Genomic DNA, 18,666 nt, shown 5'->3' on the forward strand with positions numbered 1-18,666 from the left:
TTACCTGCTGGTGAGCGGCCGACCGCCATGTATAAACTCCTGCCGGTCAGTTTCCAGCTCCTTAATAAATGGTAGCTTGTTTTGAAGAAATACCCTGGACGATTGCTCCAGGTAATTGTCCAGCTGGAAGAACTTAGCCGCTCTGGTAGCGCCTAACAACTTGTTCATCCGCCGGAAATAGCGCATTTGTAAACGTCCAAACTCCAGGTCGTTGGTGATAATCTGCCTGGTCAGTGAATTCAATTTACGCTCATCGAGGGAAGAAAATTCCTCATTATACATCTTTAATAACGCGATACGCTCCGCCAGCCACGGGCTTTTCTCTGTTTCATATTCCAGGAAAGTAGCCTGGAAGGCCTGCATTTCTACCGGAGATATCTGTAATAAATCATCCAGCAACGATTCTTTATTCTTTCCAAATATTTGTGTTACCAGGTCCTCATCCTGTTTAACAACTGCTGCAACGGGTGCATTCTGAGCACACAACGGCCATGCGGCGCTCAAGATCACCAACAAACATAAAAACTGTTTCATGCGCTGAAATTTTTGGTTAATGGCAGGTTCAGCCACAAGCCCAATGCAATCAGGGGGTTACGAACACCGGCTCTATATGGGGTGTAGAAGCAGATTTGTCAAAGCTAAGCAGGTGTAGTGCCCACTACATTATATGGCAGTGAATCCACCGTCATAATTAAACAACACCCGACCAGAAATAGTTGCAGGTTTTAAAAAAATGCCCCCCAACTTAGTAGCAGGGGGGCTATCGGGGTAATAAAAAGGAGGATACTAATTCATATTGGCTTTCAAAAAGACATCATAGGCCTCTCTTGTCCAGTGCTGATAGTCCGTCAGCTGAATGCCTAACTGCTCATCACGCGCTACCTCTTTGAATTCGCGGCAATCCCAATAGCCTTTGGCTAACGACTGGATATTCTGTAAAACCGCTGCCGGCGCTTCTTCGTAATCAGCAGGGTAACTTTTGTAGTTACCGATGGCCAGTTCCTGAATTTCATGTTTTACTGCGTCCTTGCTTTGCTTTGCCATGGTTAAAATTTTTAGTTCCCTGGCATAAAACAAAAATGGTTCCTCTTTGGGGGCCATCCACCACGTTTTAAGATTTCTTTAGCTTAAAAAAATGTTAACGTCGTTTATGGCTGAGCGTATGTTACCAGGTCTATTCCTACCCCGTTGGGGTCCTGAATAGCGAAGTGACGGTCGCCCCATGGCTCGTTTCGAAGCTCAATGATGATCTCCGCCCCCCTGGCTTTTAACTGCTGATATAACGCATCAACGTGCTCTACCTCTATCGTCAGATATACCCCTTTGCCTTGAAAAGCAGGACGGAACAACGGCTGCTGAGAAGCATGATCCGGTAGTAAAAAACTAAGCATCGCACTACTGTCAGGGGTATGCAGCAAGAGGTAAAAATCGTTTTCAAATGCTACCCCAAAGTCCAGCATCTCCGTATAAAATTTTTTACTCTCTGCTATCTTACTGGTAATAATACCCGCATTTAATTTCATGGTCACCGGTTTTATTTGTGAATAAAGTGGACAAAAAAGAAAAGAAAAAATACCCGCTAACAGCCATCGTTTCATGATCTGAATAATTTTAAGACCACAAAGTTAGGCCGACAGCAAGCATCCGCATTGTAAAAAACGGACAAACTACTTATCGAAAACCTGGGAGGGAGTAAGACCGTATAGCTCTTTAAAAACCTTTATAAAATGCGCCTGGTCGTAATAACCGGCGTCAAGATATAGCCTGTTTTTCAGCACGGGCAAGGGAGAACGTAAAAGATGCTGAAAGCGGACCACATTGCTAAATGCCTTCGGTGTATCGCCGATATAAGCCGCAAACAAACGCCGCAGCTGCCGGGAACTGATTCCCCGGGGCAACTCCCTTTCAATACTCACCATACCGGCTGTACGAAAAATCAGGTCCAAAGATTCATAAAAACGATTGTCTGCCGGAAGATTTTTGGAAGACAGCAACCTCAGAAAATGTTTATCCAGCAACGGTTTGATGTCCGTTAAAGCCGTCCCTTCCGGGAAGCCTTCGGGAAGGAAATGAGTGGTGATATCTGCGAGATTCGTTTCCTTATGCGCCAACTCCGCCGCATTCACGTTGTATAATGCGGGAAACATACCGGGTAAAAACCGCACACCTACATAATGGAAAACAGCTGGCAGCGGGAACTCCGTATAGGCGTCTGTGAAACCCATTACCACCGCCTTCGCCGGGTCATGCCACTCAAAAAAAATATCTATACAACCATCAGCCACCACCCGGTATTGGTACGGTGCATTTAACGGATACGCCGTTTTCAACTCCCAGTAACAGTAAATCATCTCCTGCAAACCCGGATGCGGCAAGCACTCCCGGTATACCACGCCCTCTTCCGCCTGCTTCAGGCCTGGCTGAACAGGGGCGTAAAGTGCACTGACGTTAGGTAGTTTTTGCATATATCATTGGCCTGTCAACTGCAATTATAACATAATTGCCTTAATATGCGCCTTTCCCCAATTCCCCCATTTGCCAATGCTTTTTTCTAACGCAGCATTGATTCCCTTGTTATCTACCTGTTTTCCTTTGACGGGCGCCTTCAAAGTTCCTTCTTTTATATCATCTACCAATACTTTGGTGGCAAACCAGGTAACATGCTCGTGCGGCAATGCTACGCCCAGTATCATACCCGGCAATCCGCTAAACGATTCCGGGCCACCCGGGGTAACAATAGCGTCGGTATAAAATGCCACTACATAAATGGAATCCATGATAATAGCATTGGCCCGGCGACAATCAAAACCCGCTATCTTTCGCGTTTCATCAGTAATTTTCCAACGGATGACCCGAATGGTATCTTTCACCAGAAACAATTGCTCAAATACTTTCTTCTGTGAAACGCTCTGCATACTATCCAACCGGGAGTATACCACGTTCTCCTCTGCAGGGCTATCACCCCAGATGGCGGTTTTATTCTCCGATGAATTATCTCTTCCTGGCTGGTACAAACTAGTGTTGCCGGCAAAAGAATAATTAAAATAAGTCACCTTGTACTGCGGCATATCTTTTCGGATACTCGCCGACCAGGAATCTTCCTCTCCGTCCCACAACTCCTTCATACGCGCCTGTATATTCACCCGCTTTTCATATTCAATACGTCCCTGTTGCAAAAACATGGCTTGCTGGGCCTGTACAGAAAAGGCCATCCCCACCAGCAACAGGAGCAAACCTAATTTTTTACCGCTGTTTTTCATAGCTACTATTGTTTTGGCGCTCCGGCGCCCAGTTTGTTAAAGTTCCAGATAAAAGACAGCATACCATAACGACCAATGGTGCTGCGGGTAGTTTGAGTAATGGTGTTGGTATTAACGGACCTGTCAAATCCTATATTCTGATTCAATATATCGTTCATCGCAAATTGGGCTTCTATCAATTCTTTCTTCCCGAATTTCTTTGTTACAAATCCATTGATGATGGCCACATTATTATTTTTGTCGAATAAAGTTGTTTTCTGGCGTATCTCACCATTCATTTCGGCGTGCAACACTATTTTCAAAGGCAGATAAATGTCTATGTTAGGATTTGCTGAAAAGGTCCAGTAGTTGGTGCGCAGGTTTGTTTGTACGGAAGATACGCTGGTGTTATAATTGGTATTGACCTCCATGTAAACATCGTACTTTTTCTCTTTCCCTTTGGAAAGATACACGCCCAATCCACCATTTGCAGATTTCGTCACATTGTAAATACCGTTCACATAATTCACATTCCGGTTCATCCCTGCGTTCATTCTTGGGCCGACCCGCATGTCCCAGGAGGCAAGCTTCCAGCCAATGTTACCATTCATGCGCGCATTGCTGTTTCCATTTACGTTCACCGACTGAGTCGTTTGTTTACCATCCGGGGATAGCACACTACGACTACTGATGGCATTGCTGGTATTAGAATAGCTGGCATTTATCCAGATATTTCTTTGGGACATTACCTTATAGTCAGAAAAATTTATGGAAAAGTTATTGTTGAACGCAGGCTTCAAATCCGGGTTTCCAATAACAATATTCATCGGATCATTATTTACCCTCACAGGCTGAAGGTCGTTAATGCCGGGTTGCTGCGTATATCCGTTATAGTTAAATGAAAAACGCCTTTGCTGGGTGAAATTATAACGGAAGATGGCTTTGGGATACCAGTTCGTAAAACTCCGGTTCAATGAACGACCACTAAAAATATCAGACTGCCTGTAACTGCTGAGGCCTACGTTGCTACCAATGCTTGCCCGCATTTTTTTGCTTGAATAACCATAGCTCAAACCACCGGTATTCGTTAACATATTAAAGGAGTAGTCGTTGCTATACACAGAATCCAATGCCATATATTTCCCATCGCTGCTCTGATTGTAGGAAAGCCGGTTAGAGTGGTTATTGCTGACATTAAAGGCATACGTAAGCGATAGTGCAGTGTTTTTAGAGATGGGTTCTGTATAAGTAATATTCCCATTAACATTTACCGTTTCATTGTTGGTTATTTTTCGCTGATCCGTTCTTTGTGTGGAATCAATCTGCCCTTGCTTGTAGAAATTGGTAATCGCGTCCAGCGTTCCTTCTCCGTTGGTACGATTATAGTTTTCCGCCAGGAATACAGCAAGGGTACGTCTGGGTTTTTGAAATTTCTTACGCCACAACAGGCTGCTGTTCATGCCACCAATATCTGATACGGAAGCGGTTTTCCGATTAGTATTATTTACCCTCGTCATATTATCATTGGCGCCGATAGCTACTTCGGAGGTATTGAACATCGATGATATTTTATGGTCGATGCCACCATCCACCATCACTTTAATGGAAGAACTGGAATCTATCTGATGTTCGTAGCTACCATCCATGCGGTTACGGAGGATACTGTTTTTAAACTGCTCCGAAGAATTGCTATAGTAGGTGGTATCTTTCAGAATATTTTGTGAAATGGTACCAGAGCTGCCATCCACAAATAACTTCATGATTTTATAGTTGGCATTCAGGTTTTGACGATCCCGGTTCCACTTATCGCCGTAGTGCAAGCCACCTGTTTGTACCAACGGATAACCGTTATTTTCATACCGGCCGCTCCAACTGTCCAGCTCATCACCAACACCGCTGAATTCAAAATCGCCATCCTCGTTCATGGACAGTTCTCCATTGCCGCCGCCAAATTTCTCCCGGTCGCCCCAGCTGAGGCCTATCTTACCGGTGTTAGAGACAATACCAAATGCCGATATTTTTTTCTTTCCCCGGAATATATTCATCATGGCCTCGGTATTATGATACCCCTGATCGCCCGCGCCCATTGCCACTTTCCCGAAATATCCCCGTTTCTTGTCCTCTTTCAGCTGTATATTCAACGTTCGGCTTTTCTCTCCATCATCTACGCCTGTAAAGGCTGCCTGATCACTCTTTTTGTCATATAGCTGTACCTTGTCCACCATATCAGCCCGTAGATTTTTAGTCACCAGTGTGGGGTCATCTCCAAAAAACTCATCTCCATCTACCAATACTTTCTTTACTTTTTCCCCCTGTGCCGTAATCTGCCCTTTACTATCTACCTGTATGCCAGGGAGTTTTTTCAGCAGGTCTTCTACGGAGGCATTGGCGGCTGTCTGGAAGCTGGCAGCATTAAATTCGGTGGTATCTCCTTTTATTTTAATGGCGGCTACTTTCTGTTGTATGACCACTTCATTTAATAAACGGGACTTCTGTATCAACAATACTTTCCCAACATTTACTACGGAGGTATCTGATAACGTAAACGATTCAACGTAATCTGCGAATGCCGGGTAGCTAATCAGGAGTACATACTTTCCGGCCGGGATTCTATTCAGGTCAAAATGGCCTTGTTCATTACTGCGTACAAATTTTACAAGCATGGAATCTTTGGCCTGCAGCAGTGCCACTACGGAGTTGGCTAAGGCAACATGATTAAGTGTATCTACGACAGCCCCCTTTACCCTGGCTTGTTGTGCTACAGAGAATCGCGTAAGGGCAAGCATGCAAAGGACTAGTAAAGTTATTTTCTTCATTGTGGACAACTACGGGTTATGGTACAGATGCAACGAATTCAAAATTCCATAATAAAGAGATAACTTATCTTTTCCGTGTGATAAACATCTGTTAAATGGATAGCCTATTTATCATGTAGAGAAAGAATAGATTTTAGATAGTGCTGCCTGCACATTGCATGATAAATTCAAAATCCGTACATTTCAGAACTATCTATAACACGTATCTTATATACTATATCCATTCCCGTTATGAAGCAGGAACATTCGCTCAGAAGTAGCCATTGGTTTGCCCGTGAAGGTAAAGATGGCTTTATTTACCGCGCCTGGCTGAAGAAGCAGGGCATCCCCACTCACGAGCTGGAAGGAAAACCCATTATTGGCATTTGTAATACCTGGTCGGAGCTAACACCTTGTAATTCTCATTTCAGGGAGCTGGCGGAAGCGGTGAAGCGGGGCGTATTAGAGGCGGGGGGTTATCCGCTGGAGTTCCCGGTGATGTCCCTGGGGGAAACGCTGATTAAGCCCACCGCCATGTTATACCGTAATCTGGTGAGTATGGATGTGGAAGAATCTATCCGCGCCAACCCAATGGATGGGGTGGTTTTACTCTGCGGATGCGACAAAACCACGCCGGCCCTGGTCATGGGTGCATGCAGTGTGGACCTGCCCACCATCGTGGTGTCTGGCGGTTCTATGCTTACCGGCCGGCATCGCGGACAACCTATCGGCACCAGCGATATCTGGCGCTTCAGTGAAGCCGTAAGATCCGGGCGCATGACCAATGAAGAACTCATGATGGCAGAAGCGGGTATGTGTCGCAGCGACGGCCATTGCGCCGTAATGGGGACCGCCTCCACCATGGCTTGTATGGTGGAATCCCTCGGACTTTCGCTGCCACAAAATGCTGCCATTCCCGCCGCAGATGCCGCCCGCAAAGTGCTGGCACAGCTCTCGGGCAACGAAATCGTGAAAATGGTGAAAGAAGACCGGCGACTCTCCCACCTCCTTACCCGGCAAGCGTTTGAAAATGCCATCCGTGTAAACGCCGCCATCGGTGGTTCTACCAACTTTGTGCTGCACCTCCTCGCCATTGCCGGGCGAATAGGCATTGAACTGGACCTCCAGGATATGGATACCTTTTCTGCCAATATCCCCCTGATTGCGAATCTGCAGCCGTCGGGCAGCTATTTCATGGAAGACCTTTACTATGCCGGCGGACTTCCGGCAGTCATCAATATCCTGCTCGATCATCTGCACAAAGATTGCATGACCGCTAACGGAAAAAGCATCGGCGCCAATTACGCCCACGCCGTCAGCTATAACAATGACGTGATTGCCCGGCTGGATAGTCCTTTTAACACCGTATCCGGTATTGTGGTGCTGAAAGGAAATATCTGTGAAGAAGGCGCCGTGATTAAGCCCTCCGCCGCCAGCCCGCATCTGATGCAGCATACCGGCAAGGCCGTGGTATTTGAAGATATTGACGACTATAAAAAACGAATCGATGATCCCGCCCTGGACGTAGACGAAAACAGTATCCTGGTGCTCAAGAACGTAGGCCCTAAAGGCTATCCCGGTATGCCCGAAGTAGGCAACCTGGGACTGCCCGCCAAACTGCTGGCGAAAGGCATTACCGATATGGTACGTATCTCCGATGGCCGTATGAGCGGTACCGGGTTTGGTACCGTGGTACTCCATGTATCGCCGGAAGCGGCTACGGGTGGCACCCTCGCCATTTTGCGCGATGGCGATGTGATTACACTGGATGTACACCAACGCCGCCTCCATGCAGCATTATCTCCCGAAGAAATTGCCAGTAGGAAAGCATCCTGGCAGCCATTCTTTCCGCAGTCCACCCGTGGATATGTACAACTTTATCAGCAACACGTAGAACAGGCACACCTCGGCGCCGACCTCGATTTTCTGAAAGGTGGCTCCGGCAGTGAAGTAACCAGAGACTCACATTAAAATAGCGGTTATGCAATTCGAAAATAAAGTAGCCATTGTTACCGGCGCAGGCCAGGGCATTGGATTTGAAATATGCAAGCAACTGGTACAGCGGGGCGCCGTCGTAATCCTGAATGATGTTGATCCCGCGCTGGCCAATACCGCCGCTAACGAAATAACCAGCGCCAATGGCATTTGTATTGCCATGCCCGGCGACTCCAGCGATGTAAACTTCATCCGGCAAATGGTGCAAACGGCCGTGAAACGATATGGCAGTCTGGATATCGTGATCGCCAACGCAGGGATTACCTTGTTCGGCGATTTCTTTACCTATACACCAGAAGCCTTCTCCCGCGTGATGCAGGTAAACCTTGGCGGCACATTCTTTCTGGCACAGATGGCCGCTAACCAGATGAAGCAACAGCCATCCGGCGGCGCTATCCTGTTTACCTCGTCTGTTACCGGCCACCAGGCGCATAAAGACCTCGCCGCCTATGGCATGAGCAAGGCTGCTCTTGAAATGCTGGCGAAAAATTTAGTGATCGAATTATCTCCMTTTAATATCACGGTGAACACCATTGCTCCCGGCGCCACACTTACTGAGCGCACCCTGGATGATCCGGGCTATGAAAAAATCTGGTCGCAGCTAACGCCGATGGGCCGTCCGGCACATACCATTGATATTGCTAATGCCGCGATGTTCCTGGTATCAGATATGTCCAGGCATATTACCGGACAAAGTTTGATCATTGACGGCGGCTGGACGAGCATTAGTCCATCACCGTTTTAGTGGAGCAAAAAGCTGAAAGCAGAAAGCAAAAAGCTATTGCAGCAATTGAACTAAGCGTATGAGTTAAATCCGCGCTGATCAATCGCTGCAATAGCTTTTTGCTTTCTGCTTTCAGCTTTCTGCTTGTTCAGTATCTGCAATCAGCGCCAGGAGCTCTTTGGCATTTAACCGGCCTGCCTGATCGCTCCCTTCAAGTAACTGATCGGCCAGGTCACGTTTGCTGTTATGCAACTCAATAATTTTTTCTTCAATGGTATGTTGGGCCACCAGCCGATATATCGTAACTGGCCGTGTTTGTCCGATCCGATGCGCACGGTCAGATGCCTGTTCTTCAATAGCCGGATTCCACCACGGGTCCATGTGAATGACATAATCCGCAGCTGTTAGGTTGAGCCCCAACCCACCTGCTTTTAAACTGATGAGGAACAGCTGTGCCTTCCCTGCCTGAAAATCCTTCACCAGCTTATCGCGCTGCGACATCGGCGTGCTGCCATCCAGATAACAATAGGTAATGCCCATGTCCAGCAACGCTTCTTTCACCACGTCCAGGTGTCTTACAAATTGGCTGAATACCAACGCCCGGTGATTATTAGCTACCAACTCGGTCACTATCTCCCTAAATACCATTAATTTGGAAGATGGGATATCGCTTTCTGCATCCACCATCTGCGGGTTACAAGCCGCCATGCGCAAGCGGCTGATCTCTGCCAGCGCACGGATATGCTGCTGCGCAACACCTCCTTCCGTAGCTTTGATATTCTCCAGCGCTTTGCGACGCAAGGCTTCGTAAAAGGCCGCTTCATCCGGCGATAAACTCACCAGCTTCAGGATCTCCGTTTTAGGTGGCAGCTCATCCAATACCCCCGTTTTGGTACGGCGCAGGATAAACGGCGACATCAACTTCTTCAAATGCTGCTTCACCGCACTCTCCGGATTACGCACCGATGGAAACACAAACTGTTTATTGAAATGATCTAATGTACCCAGTAAGCCAGGATTCAGGAAGTTAAAGAGGTTCCAGATTTCGCCCATGTGATTTTGTATAGGCGTTCCCGTTAGCATGAGCTTAAACCCTGCCTGCAGCGACATAGCCGCTTTCGATGTTTTGGTTTGAAAGTTTTTGATGGTATGTGCTTCGTCCAGTACTACCGTTGGCCATTTCACGGAACACAACAATTTCTCTTCTGCCTGCAACAGACCATACGTAGTAATGACGATATCAAAAGCGCCGGCACTTTTCACCAATTTAGACCGCTGTCCCATATGCAAATAAATCACATTGAGCGACGGTGCAAAGCGATTGATTTCATTGCGCCAGTTATTCACCACCGAAGCCGGACACACCACCAGCGCCGCTCCCTGTTCACCCCGATGCAGCAGCAAGGCAATAGCCTGAATGGTTTTGCCGAGTCCCATGTCATCTGCCAGGCAGGCGCCGGCTCCCCAGGCTGCCAGGTGAGTCATCCAGCGGAATCCCTCTTCCTGGTAGGGACGCAGCGTAGTTTGCAGCGTACCCGGTATCGGCGCCACCAGCTCCATGGCTTCAGTACGCCGGCGGGCGAAAGCTTTCCAGGCCGCATCCGTGGTTACATGTCCTGCCTGTTCCAATAGCTCCTCCAGCACGGTGGCAGCAAATGGCTGTATGCTCACCGTATGGCGGTCAATATTGGCCACGCTGGACATTTCGTTGAGGCGTTTACGTAAGTCGGCCGAAAGCGCCAGGTACTCCCCATTTTGCAGGGCAACAAACCGCTGCTTCACGGTACGACTGGTATCCAGCAAGTCCTTTAATGCTATCACAGTTAGCTCATCCACCTTTAGTTCGCCGTCGGCCATAAACCAGTGGTCCTTTTCCTTCAGTGAAATACTCAGGTGGGTAAAGCCTGCCGACTGCGTTACTTTATACCGCTCTCCTTCCGGCCATTCCGCTCTCACCAGAGTGGGGTTATCTTTGATAATTTCCAGTAATTGCAGGCAATCCAGCGGGTCTTCGAAGATGATGGTATCATCTGATAGCTCCTGCGAAATAGCTCCCTGTATGAGATTCAGCAACGCAGTGACGTTACTTTTTTCTTTGGCCAGGTCACGAACTGCCTGCCAGCGTTCGCCGTTGCTGATACCGATGACATGATGCGCACCGGCGCCGGGCTTGCAATACGGCGGGTCCATTGTAAACGGCTTTACGTACAAAGCAGCCTTCAGGCCCTCACCGAGTGGCAGCAGTTGTATTACGATGCGGGAATCTGCCGGGCGTTTGCTGATATTGGCCGCCATATCACCCATATCCGCATGGATGGTCAGGTGGGCGCCAATGCTTTTCAGCACCTGTATCAGCTTATCTTTTCCCGTAGCAGGTACCAGCGGAATCTGCTGCAATGTTTGCAACACGCGCCGCTGCTGCGCTGTCATGCTGATAATCTTTAAACGTGTATTGGTTTCTTTTACAAAAACCGTTTCACTGATATAGTCGTCGATGTTAGCACTAAACGTATAGCCGCGATCGTTTTTATTCACACTGAGTTCAGGTTGCGCCTTGATTACCTCTACAGAAACGGTAGGGTCATCTGCAGAGAATAACAACGGATGCCCTGCAATCTCCTGCCATACCGTTTCTGCAAAGGAATAAGATTCGCCGTCGTAGTTATAGTAATGATCTTTCTGCACGGTGTTGCCTATACGAAAATCCTGTTCCGTCATGGCTTCCGCCTTTCCTTCCTTTAATTTTTTAAGCGCTACATTTCTGCCGGCGCTCCAGCTATTGCCTTGCGTCGATTGTAATACCGGTTGTATTTTATAATCGTCGAAGTCGATCAGGTAAATTAACCGGGACGCATTCACATTTTTCTCTTTTTTAGTGAGATGACTATCTGCTCCCAGCATGGTGTTCAACAATCGCTCCCAGTCGGGCGTTTGCTCCATCTGTGAAAATACCGGTGGCTGGCCGGTGATCGCGGCAGCCTCCTGGAACTGGCTTTCATAGCCTATGTAATCATCTCCCTTAAATAAATATAAATATTCGTAGGTCAGTAACCGGTAGTGGCGTTCCATACCAGTACTCAACAGATATCCTGCCTGCGGAGTAAATGTGCGGAGCAATTTGCTTTTAGGATGCATCAGCTGTAAACACAGGATTGACAGGTAACTCAGCAAATGACTGCCCCCGCCTTCCAGTAATATCAGCAACAGGTTATCTGCTTTTTCCCGGCGCCCCGCATGATAATGCAACAGGCAAATAGCGGGCGTAAAAGCAGGTGCTAACTTCCGCTCATAGGTGGTAATGATTTTAGCGATCAACGGATTCACCTTCTCACCGGGCATTACAGCCAGCGTAAATGCATAATAAAAAGCAAACAGCGGTGATAGAGGAAGGCTATTTTTTTTGTCGTGTTGCCGTTGACGTTTGATCCCTTTCTCAAACTGCGCGAGGGCTTTTTCCGGTGCACCGCCATATAGCCATATCACCGCCTGCGCATACAGATCGTCTGCCGACTGATCAGCCGCCGGGATATTCAAATGCCCCTGTACCAGGGATAATTCCGGGAAAGTAACTGCATATTGCTGGCGGAATGCCTCCAGTTCTGCTACCGGCAGCATTTTGAGCAGGTTGTATTTCAGTGCAAACAGGGCCATTTTGTTAACACTTTCTTCACTGAAGAAAGGCAGCAAGCCCGCATAGGCAGGGAAATACAGCAGATACGACAAATACGGCTGGTATTCGTCGAGTTCCATCTCCAGCCGTCTTACGGGAGCTGTCAATAAAAACCGGTCGCCCGTGAAATAGGCCGTCAGCAATTCCTGGAGGTCCTGCAACCGGCCGCTGCTGGTGTAAAAAGCATGCAGGGCGGTCCGGGTGCGTCCCTGCAGTGATGCATATGCAGGGTTCGTAATATTTTTCGGAAACAGGATAAAATTCAATTCGGGGATCAACGCATAGCTACCGGTCACCTGTTTGATGACCAGCCCGGCGGTGATCAAATGTTTTATCACGGCGCTGATATCAGGTCCCTTCATTTCCTGCACCTGGTTCACCGCATCTGTAATAGTAAATGTTTCTAACGGATACAGATACACCGACATCACGTCCATGACCAGCCGGCCATGGGCATCCTGAGATTTATATTGCTGCAGGTAGTAGCTTTCATTTACCATGGCAGCAAATTTAGCGGATTATAAGGAGTGCCGCGTTTTATAGCTACGCAAAATTATTTTTCCGCGGTGGCAACCTTTCCACTGTTTTTTGCGAATAAGCATACGTATCGGATGGTATCTCTTGCTGAGTTGTAGCAGAGCAACGATTGATCCATCTATCATCTCAAAAAATTTTAATCAATATGAACTGCGTAAGAAACACCTTTTTCGCATGGATAGCTATGTCCGGAATAGTAGCATTCAGTGCCTGCGGCGGAAGTAACAACAACAACCCGGATAAGCCGGCGCCTAAGCCAGTGGTACAACTCAGTACCAGCGCTACGCTCGGCGCACACATCACAGATGTAGACGGTAACTCACTGTACTATTTCTCCAACGACTTTGACGGCGCCAACCACTGCGCCGGCGGCTGTGCAGCAGTATGGCCTATCTATTACGCCGGCGACAATCTTGCCCAGGCGGCACTGGGTGCAGGATTAGACATAAAAGACTTCGGCAGCACTACCACTACCGATGGCAAAAAACAAACTACCTACAAAGGCTGGCCACTGTATTACTACGCACCTAACGTAAACGGCGCCAACGTACGCGAAGCTGCCGGTGAAACAAAAGGCGAAGGCGTAGGCAATATATGGTTTGTGGCTAAAACCGATTACTCCATTCAACTGGTAAATGCCCAGCTGGTAGGTGCCGACGGCAAAAACTACCTGGCAGATCATACCGAAGGAAGTGGTAAAACGCTTTACTTTACAGATGCCAAAGGCGTTACCCTCTATGCTTTCAGCATAGATAAATTCAATGTCAATAAATTTACCAAAGCAGATTTCTCCAACAATGCCATCTGGCCGATCTATGAAACAGACCAGATTGTGGTGCCTTCTACGCTTGATAAAACACAGTTTGGCAGCATCACCGTATTCGGGAAGAAACAGCTGACTTATAAAGGATGGCCCCTGTATTACTTCGGGCAGGATGCCGGCGCAAGAGGCGCCAACAAAGGCGTGAGCGTTCCAGCACCGGGAGTATGGCCCGTAGTCACCAAAGACGTGGCTGCTGCGCCGCAGCCATAACTGAAATTACGAATTACGGATTTGTGGGTAGATAGAAGCGAAGATGATCCTCGCGTTTACTATCTGCCCACAAATCCGTATTTCGTAATTCGTAATTCTTTTTACCTTGCATCGTAACTATCCGCTCCAACGATGCCAAATGATATCACTTTTTTACTAACGGAACTAAAGCAACATGAAAAACTGGCGATCCGGATCAGCTCTCATGAAATGGGACTTTTGCCGGAAGCGGTGAAAGATCGTTTCAGACAACCACACCGTAAAACCCACTACTTCATCATGTTTGTGATGAAAGGCGGCTCCAGTCATGCGGTAGACCTGGAAACCCTGACAGTGGGACCACAACAGCTCCTGTTTGTTTTACCTCACCAGATCCACCAGCTGCCCCCTGCCGGCAAGGAGCATCCCGGGCCCATGGAGTTTTATAAACTCAGCTTCGATCAGCATTGCTTGTCGATGTTGCCTAAAGCCTTTCCGTTTCTTGTGAACCCCTTGCACCAGCAACGGATTAGTTTTACCCCTGCAGCCGCAGAACGTCTGGAATGGATTTTTAAGATGCTGGCGCAGCATTTGTCCGTTAAAGACACACCTCCCCCGTTGATTCTCGCGCATCTCGACACGCTCCTCACAGAAATTAATCATGCATACTTCCAGCAGGCGCCGGATCAAAGCGCCACAGATGATAAGCTCAAAAAATACATCGACTTCAAACTGCTGGTAGAAAAGGATCTGGCAGAGCAACCGCCGGTAACCGGTATTGCGAAACAGCTGGGCATCAATACCACCACGCTTTATAACATTGTGACCAAATATGCGGGGATGTCACCCAAGTCGTTTATCAATAACCGGCTGATACTCGAAGCACAGCGGAAACTCTATTATGGAGAGGGCTCTGCAAAGGAAATTGCCTTTGATCTGGGCTTCAATGACCCGGATTACTTTTCCCGGTTGTTCCGGAAAGTGACCGGGAAAACAATATCCGCATTTGTGACAGGGGTCAGGGATTTGTCCGGTACTTAAGATGATCTGTCCGGCACTTCTCCATGTGCACCATCGATCTTTGTGTTGTCAAAAAACAAAACAAACGATCATGAACACAAATACAACTATACTCGGAAAAAGCGGTCCACAGGTATCAACAGTAGGACTGGGTTGCATGGGCCTCTCTGGCATTTATGGCCCTGCAGAAGATAATGCCTCTATTGCTATTATTGAACAGGCGCTGGAACTGGGCGCTGGCTTCCTGGACACCGCTGACTTTTATGGCAACGGACATAATGAAGAGCTGATTGGCAAAGCGATCCGTGGCAAACGGGAAAAAGCATTCCTGAGCGTAAAAACCGGTGTAATGCGGGCGCCCAACAAAAACGGCATGCCTGTTTTTGGTCCGGTGAATGGCAGTCCGGATTATTTGCGCAATGCAGTAGTATATAGTTTACAGCGATTGAAAACAGATTACATCGACCTGTACACGCCTTCCCGTGTAGATCCTAAGGTGCCTATTGAAGAAACCATCGGTGCATTGGCAGATATGGTAAAGGAAGGTATTATCCGTTACATTGGTTTATCGGAAGCCAGTGCTGCTACGATTGTCAGGGCACAACAGCTACATCCCATTACCGCACTGCAAATTGAATATTCTTTATGGAGCCGCGAAATTGAAACTACGGTATTGCCTACACTACGCGCCAATGGCATCGGACTGGTAGCTTATGCACCACTGAGCCGGGGTTTACTGAGCGGCACCATCCGTACACCGGAAGATTTGAAAGATGGCCGTATGCACATGCCTCGTTTCCAGGGAGAAAATTTCTATAAAAATCTGCAGTTGGTGGAGAAAATCCGGGAGCTGGCAGCAGAAAAGGGATGCACTCCTTCACAATTAGCCATTGCCTGGGTATTAGCGCAAGGTGAGGACATCATTACCATTCCGGGTACACGGCAGGTAGCAAATCTCCAGCAAAACATAGCAGCATCAGAGATCACCTTGTCAGCGGCTGAACTGGCAGCTATTGAAGCGGTATTCCCGATGGGCGTAGTTTCCGGCGACCGGTATGCAGCGGCTGGGATGCAATCACTGAACGGATAAGAGAGGAAAGAATTACGAATTACGGATTTGTAGGTAGATAGTAACGCGAATAACAGCATTCGCTTAGATCTACCCACAAATCCGTAATTCGTAATTTGTAATTCGTAATTCGTAATTGTTCCTATTCCCTTCGGCTTTCTACGGTATACACGAAGCTATCTGCGCGATAGTAGCCGAGGTTATATTCAATGGGGCGTTCGCCCTGATCGTATACAAAACGTTTTCTGAAAAGTATGGGGCTACCCGGTTCCAGTTCCAGTTTGGTGGCGATAAATTTGTCCGCTGTTTTTGCGCTGATTTCTTCTTTGGATAAGGTGGCTGTTGCCATGTAGTCCTTTTCCAGTATATCATACAGGGGACGTTTGAAATCTTCTTCTCCTGTAAGTCCCACGCGGGGATGAAAATAAGAGATGAAGTAAACGAAGGGGCCTTCTTCTTTGCCTCTCAGTCGCTCCAGTTTTAATACTTTCTTGTCGGGGCTGATTTCAAAAAAGTTGGCGATGGTTTCATCTGGCAATACCCAGGTGACATGCAGCTCGAAATTCCGGATCGTTATACCACGGGCGGTCATTTCCTGCGTAAAGCTGAGCCAGTTTTTGGATTTAGAGCTGATGGCAGCTTCTGCGACTTTTGTTCCTACGCCTTTTTTGCGGGTCAGCAGTCCTTCGTATACGAGTTTATTTAAGGCATGACGTAACGTAGATCTGGAGATAGCCAGTTGTTTGGCCAACTGTATCTCATTTGGTAAAAATTTCCCTCCAGCATATTGCGGGTCCTTGATCATGGTACGCAACAGGTTCTCGGCCTGGATGTGCAGCGGCAAAGGATTTTTATGATCTATGCTCAAATTCATGCCTGCAAAGCAACTGGAAAATAACTAGAAAAACAATTTTAGGCCGGGTATTTTGCTGAATATGTATGGTGGCTACCCCAAATGACAATCGATGTCATTTTTTTCAACTCCACCCAACAATCTTATTCAAAATTCGTTATAATCAATTCATTCACAGCAGAATAAGCTAACTGATCCCTGTGAAAAACTTTTCTTGCATTAGTAAATTTATGTTTATATGTTTGTACATAATATCCGGGGCCATATGATGAAAAATTTGATTCCCATAATTGCAGGTATTACCCTTCCTGTTTTCTTCACGGAAAGCATGCATGCCCAAAGTAAGTCACCCGAGGTCCTGGCGGCGTCTATCCTCAAAGACAGCCAGCTGGATACTATTCAAGCCCGCGCTTTACGATTACTCACCGGTTTTTCCGCCGGCACATCCTATGGAGAAGTTTGGATCAGAGATTTCAATACGTTCATCAACGGTTCCATGCAGGTACTTCCCCGTGATACCATCAAAGACAGGCTGCTGCTGTTTTTCAAAATGCAGGGAGATGACGGCAATATTGTAGATGGTATGATCAGCAAAGAAAAAGCGCATGTAGGTTACCCATATCGTTATGCAGCGATGGCGCCAGGATGGGCCGCGCATAAAAACACCGTGGAAACGGACCAGGAATCTTCCCTCATACAGGCGGTGAGCAAATATGTAATTGCTACCGGCGACCAGTCGTTTCTTTTTTTAGCCCTTAGTGATAAAACGATTTTGCAACGCATGGAGTGGGCTTTGGAGTATGTCCTTCAGCACCGTTGGTMGGAGAAATATGGCCTGATTACCGGGGCCACCACCGTCGACTGGGGAGATGTGCAACCAGAAACCGGCTGGGGCGTAGCCATTAATGACCACACTAAATGGGCGATCGATGTGTATGATAATGCCATGTTTGTGATCGCCATTGAAAACCTGCTGGCCATAAAACCCGCCAGCTATAAAATGTCCCGCAACTGGCAACAGGTGGCCGACGGGATCAGGAAAAATGTACGCAAATACCTGTGGGACCCAACTGCCAAAAAATATATTCCACACCTCTACCTTGATGGCAGTCCATTTTCTCCCTCTTTTAATGAAAAAGCAATTTTATACACCGGTGGTTCTGCCTGTGCAGTACTCGCCGGATTTAATACCAAAGCAGAAATCGCCGATATCAACCAACAAATGATGCAGGCTGCTGCAAAAGAAAAGTTCGCCACCATTGGCATAACGGTGTATCCTCCCTACCCGGCGAAGGAGTTTCCGAATATGCATCCCTACGTGTATCAAAACGCAGGCGACTGGACCTGGTTTGGCGGACGCATGATACAAGCCCTCATTGAAAATGGATTTATACAAACAGCCGTGGATGAGCTTAAACCCATGACCAACCGCGTCATTGCTCACAACGGATTCTACGAATGGTACGATGTTCAGACAGGCGCACCGAAAGGATCGGGAGATTTTAGAGGGGAAGCAGGCGTTTTATTGGATGCGATCACGTTGCTCAAAAAATGGGCAACCCATCACACACACCAATAAGGATTCCCGCTGTTCATTTGTTATTAATTATTCACCACTCAACCAAATCTGATGCAAAAACGATGATTCAGCTCTGATCACTTGTTTAAATGGAGGATCCACGTAATAGCAATCCTGTCCATTATCTTTTATTGAACGATTAACCAGTTATTATCTTATCAGCTCTGATCACT

At 47.4% G+C, this 18,666-nt stretch carries 14 protein-coding genes; 6 read left to right on the forward strand and 8 right to left on the reverse strand.

Annotation, left to right across the window (positions count from 1 at the left end; translation table 11 throughout):
• The 6 genes from AC1DFM_RS23665 to AC1DFM_RS23690 all read right to left on the reverse strand — a co-directional run bounded on the left by AC1DFM_RS23665 (position 1) and on the right by AC1DFM_RS23690 (position 6,025).
• The gene (locus AC1DFM_RS23665) at positions 1-534 is read right to left on the reverse strand and encodes a hypothetical protein (protein WP_477079235.1); all 534 of its coding nucleotides are present in this window, start codon (positions 532-534) and stop codon (positions 1-3) included.
• A gap of 252 nt (positions 535-786) precedes the next feature.
• Entirely contained in the window at positions 787-1,044 is a 258-nt protein-coding gene (locus tag AC1DFM_RS23670; RefSeq protein WP_477079236.1) for a hypothetical protein, read from the reverse strand.
• 104 nt (positions 1,045-1,148) lie between these two features.
• On the reverse strand, positions 1,149-1,523 hold the full coding sequence (locus AC1DFM_RS23675) for a VOC family protein (protein WP_477079237.1): 375 nt from the start codon (positions 1,521-1,523) through the stop codon (positions 1,149-1,151).
• A 144-nt stretch (positions 1,524-1,667) separates the two neighbouring features.
• Entirely contained in the window at positions 1,668-2,465 is a 798-nt protein-coding gene (locus AC1DFM_RS23680; protein WP_477079238.1) for an AraC family transcriptional regulator, read from the reverse strand.
• 24 nt (positions 2,466-2,489) lie between these two features.
• Positions 2,490-3,260 carry a GLPGLI family protein gene (locus tag AC1DFM_RS23685; protein WP_477079239.1) on the reverse strand — a complete coding sequence of 257 codons (771 nt, stop codon included), beginning with the start codon at positions 3,258-3,260 and terminating at the stop codon, positions 2,490-2,492.
• Between the two features lie 5 nt (positions 3,261-3,265).
• Positions 3,266-6,025, reverse strand: a complete 2,760-nt coding sequence (locus tag AC1DFM_RS23690; protein ID WP_477079240.1) for an outer membrane beta-barrel protein — start codon at positions 6,023-6,025, stop codon at positions 3,266-3,268.
• A 261-nt stretch (positions 6,026-6,286) separates the two neighbouring features.
• Here AC1DFM_RS23690 and AC1DFM_RS23695 point away from each other — a divergent pair, with 261 nt between their 5' ends.
• On the forward strand, positions 6,287-8,005 hold the full coding sequence (locus tag AC1DFM_RS23695) for an IlvD/Edd family dehydratase (protein ID WP_477079241.1): 1,719 nt from the start codon (positions 6,287-6,289) through the stop codon (positions 8,003-8,005).
• 10 nt (positions 8,006-8,015) lie between these two features.
• Positions 8,016-8,774: an SDR family NAD(P)-dependent oxidoreductase gene (locus tag AC1DFM_RS23700; protein ID WP_477079242.1), complete on the forward strand. Its 759-nt coding sequence runs from the start codon at positions 8,016-8,018 to the stop codon at positions 8,772-8,774.
• 111 nt (positions 8,775-8,885) lie between these two features.
• Here AC1DFM_RS23700 and AC1DFM_RS23705 read toward each other — a convergent pair whose 3' ends face one another.
• A complete protein-coding gene (locus AC1DFM_RS23705) occupies positions 8,886-12,923 on the reverse strand; it encodes a DEAD/DEAH box helicase (RefSeq protein WP_477079243.1) in 4,038 nt (1,345 codons plus the stop codon).
• Between the two features lie 182 nt (positions 12,924-13,105).
• Between AC1DFM_RS23705 and AC1DFM_RS23710 the strand changes: the two genes are divergently transcribed.
• The 3 genes from AC1DFM_RS23710 (at position 13,106) to AC1DFM_RS23720 (ending at position 16,082) form a co-directional block, all read left to right on the forward strand.
• Entirely contained in the window at positions 13,106-13,993 is an 888-nt protein-coding gene (locus AC1DFM_RS23710; protein WP_477079244.1) for a hypothetical protein, read from the forward strand.
• A 132-nt stretch (positions 13,994-14,125) separates the two neighbouring features.
• Positions 14,126-15,013 carry a helix-turn-helix domain-containing protein gene (locus AC1DFM_RS23715; protein WP_477079245.1) on the forward strand — a complete coding sequence of 296 codons (888 nt, stop codon included), beginning with the start codon at positions 14,126-14,128 and terminating at the stop codon, positions 15,011-15,013.
• Positions 15,014-15,083: 70 nt separating this feature from the next.
• Positions 15,084-16,082, forward strand: coding sequence for an aldo/keto reductase (locus tag AC1DFM_RS23720; RefSeq protein WP_477079246.1), 999 nt, complete (start codon positions 15,084-15,086; stop codon positions 16,080-16,082).
• Between the two features lie 121 nt (positions 16,083-16,203).
• Here the strand turns inward: AC1DFM_RS23720 and AC1DFM_RS23725 are convergent, their stop codons facing one another.
• Positions 16,204-16,935, reverse strand: coding sequence for a GntR family transcriptional regulator (locus AC1DFM_RS23725; protein ID WP_477079247.1), 732 nt, complete (start codon positions 16,933-16,935; stop codon positions 16,204-16,206).
• Between the two features lie 244 nt (positions 16,936-17,179).
• On the opposite strand from AC1DFM_RS23725, the gene AC1DFM_RS23730 reads away from it, so the two are divergent.
• On the forward strand, positions 17,180-18,493 hold the full coding sequence (locus tag AC1DFM_RS23730; RefSeq protein WP_477079248.1) for a glucosidase family protein: 1,314 nt from the start codon (positions 17,180-17,182) through the stop codon (positions 18,491-18,493).
• Positions 18,494-18,666: the final 173 nt, after the last annotated feature.

This window comes from Chitinophaga sp. 05T412 (assembly GCF_056396465.1).

What these genes read in the sequence shown, in the direction of transcription:
- AC1DFM_RS23715 (WP_477079245.1), top strand. Translation starts at nt 14,126, where the DNA reads ATGCCAAATGATATCACTTTTTTACTAACGGAACTAAAGCAACATGAA.
- AC1DFM_RS23675 (WP_477079237.1), bottom strand. Translation starts at nt 1,523, where the DNA reads ATGAAATTAAATGCGGGTATTATTACCAGTAAGATAGCAGAGAGTAAA.
- AC1DFM_RS23665 (WP_477079235.1), bottom strand. Translation starts at nt 534, where the DNA reads ATGAAACAGTTTTTATGTTTGTTGGTGATCTTGAGCGCCGCATGGCCG.
- AC1DFM_RS23720 (WP_477079246.1), top strand. Translation starts at nt 15,084, where the DNA reads ATGAACACAAATACAACTATACTCGGAAAAAGCGGTCCACAGGTATCA.
- AC1DFM_RS23725 (WP_477079247.1), bottom strand. Translation starts at nt 16,935, where the DNA reads ATGAATTTGAGCATAGATCATAAAAATCCTTTGCCGCTGCACATCCAG.
- AC1DFM_RS23690 (WP_477079240.1), bottom strand. Translation starts at nt 6,025, where the DNA reads ATGCTTGCCCTTACGCGATTCTCTGTAGCACAACAAGCCAGGGTAAAG.
- AC1DFM_RS23705 (WP_477079243.1), bottom strand. Translation starts at nt 12,923, where the DNA reads ATGGTAAATGAAAGCTACTACCTGCAGCAATATAAATCTCAGGATGCC.
- AC1DFM_RS23695 (WP_477079241.1), top strand. Translation starts at nt 6,287, where the DNA reads ATGAAGCAGGAACATTCGCTCAGAAGTAGCCATTGGTTTGCCCGTGAA.
- AC1DFM_RS23710 (WP_477079244.1), top strand. Translation starts at nt 13,106, where the DNA reads ATGAACTGCGTAAGAAACACCTTTTTCGCATGGATAGCTATGTCCGGA.
- AC1DFM_RS23670 (WP_477079236.1), bottom strand. Translation starts at nt 1,044, where the DNA reads ATGGCAAAGCAAAGCAAGGACGCAGTAAAACATGAAATTCAGGAACTG.
- AC1DFM_RS23680 (WP_477079238.1), bottom strand. Translation starts at nt 2,465, where the DNA reads ATGCAAAAACTACCTAACGTCAGTGCACTTTACGCCCCTGTTCAGCCA.
- AC1DFM_RS23685 (WP_477079239.1), bottom strand. Translation starts at nt 3,260, where the DNA reads ATGAAAAACAGCGGTAAAAAATTAGGTTTGCTCCTGTTGCTGGTGGGG.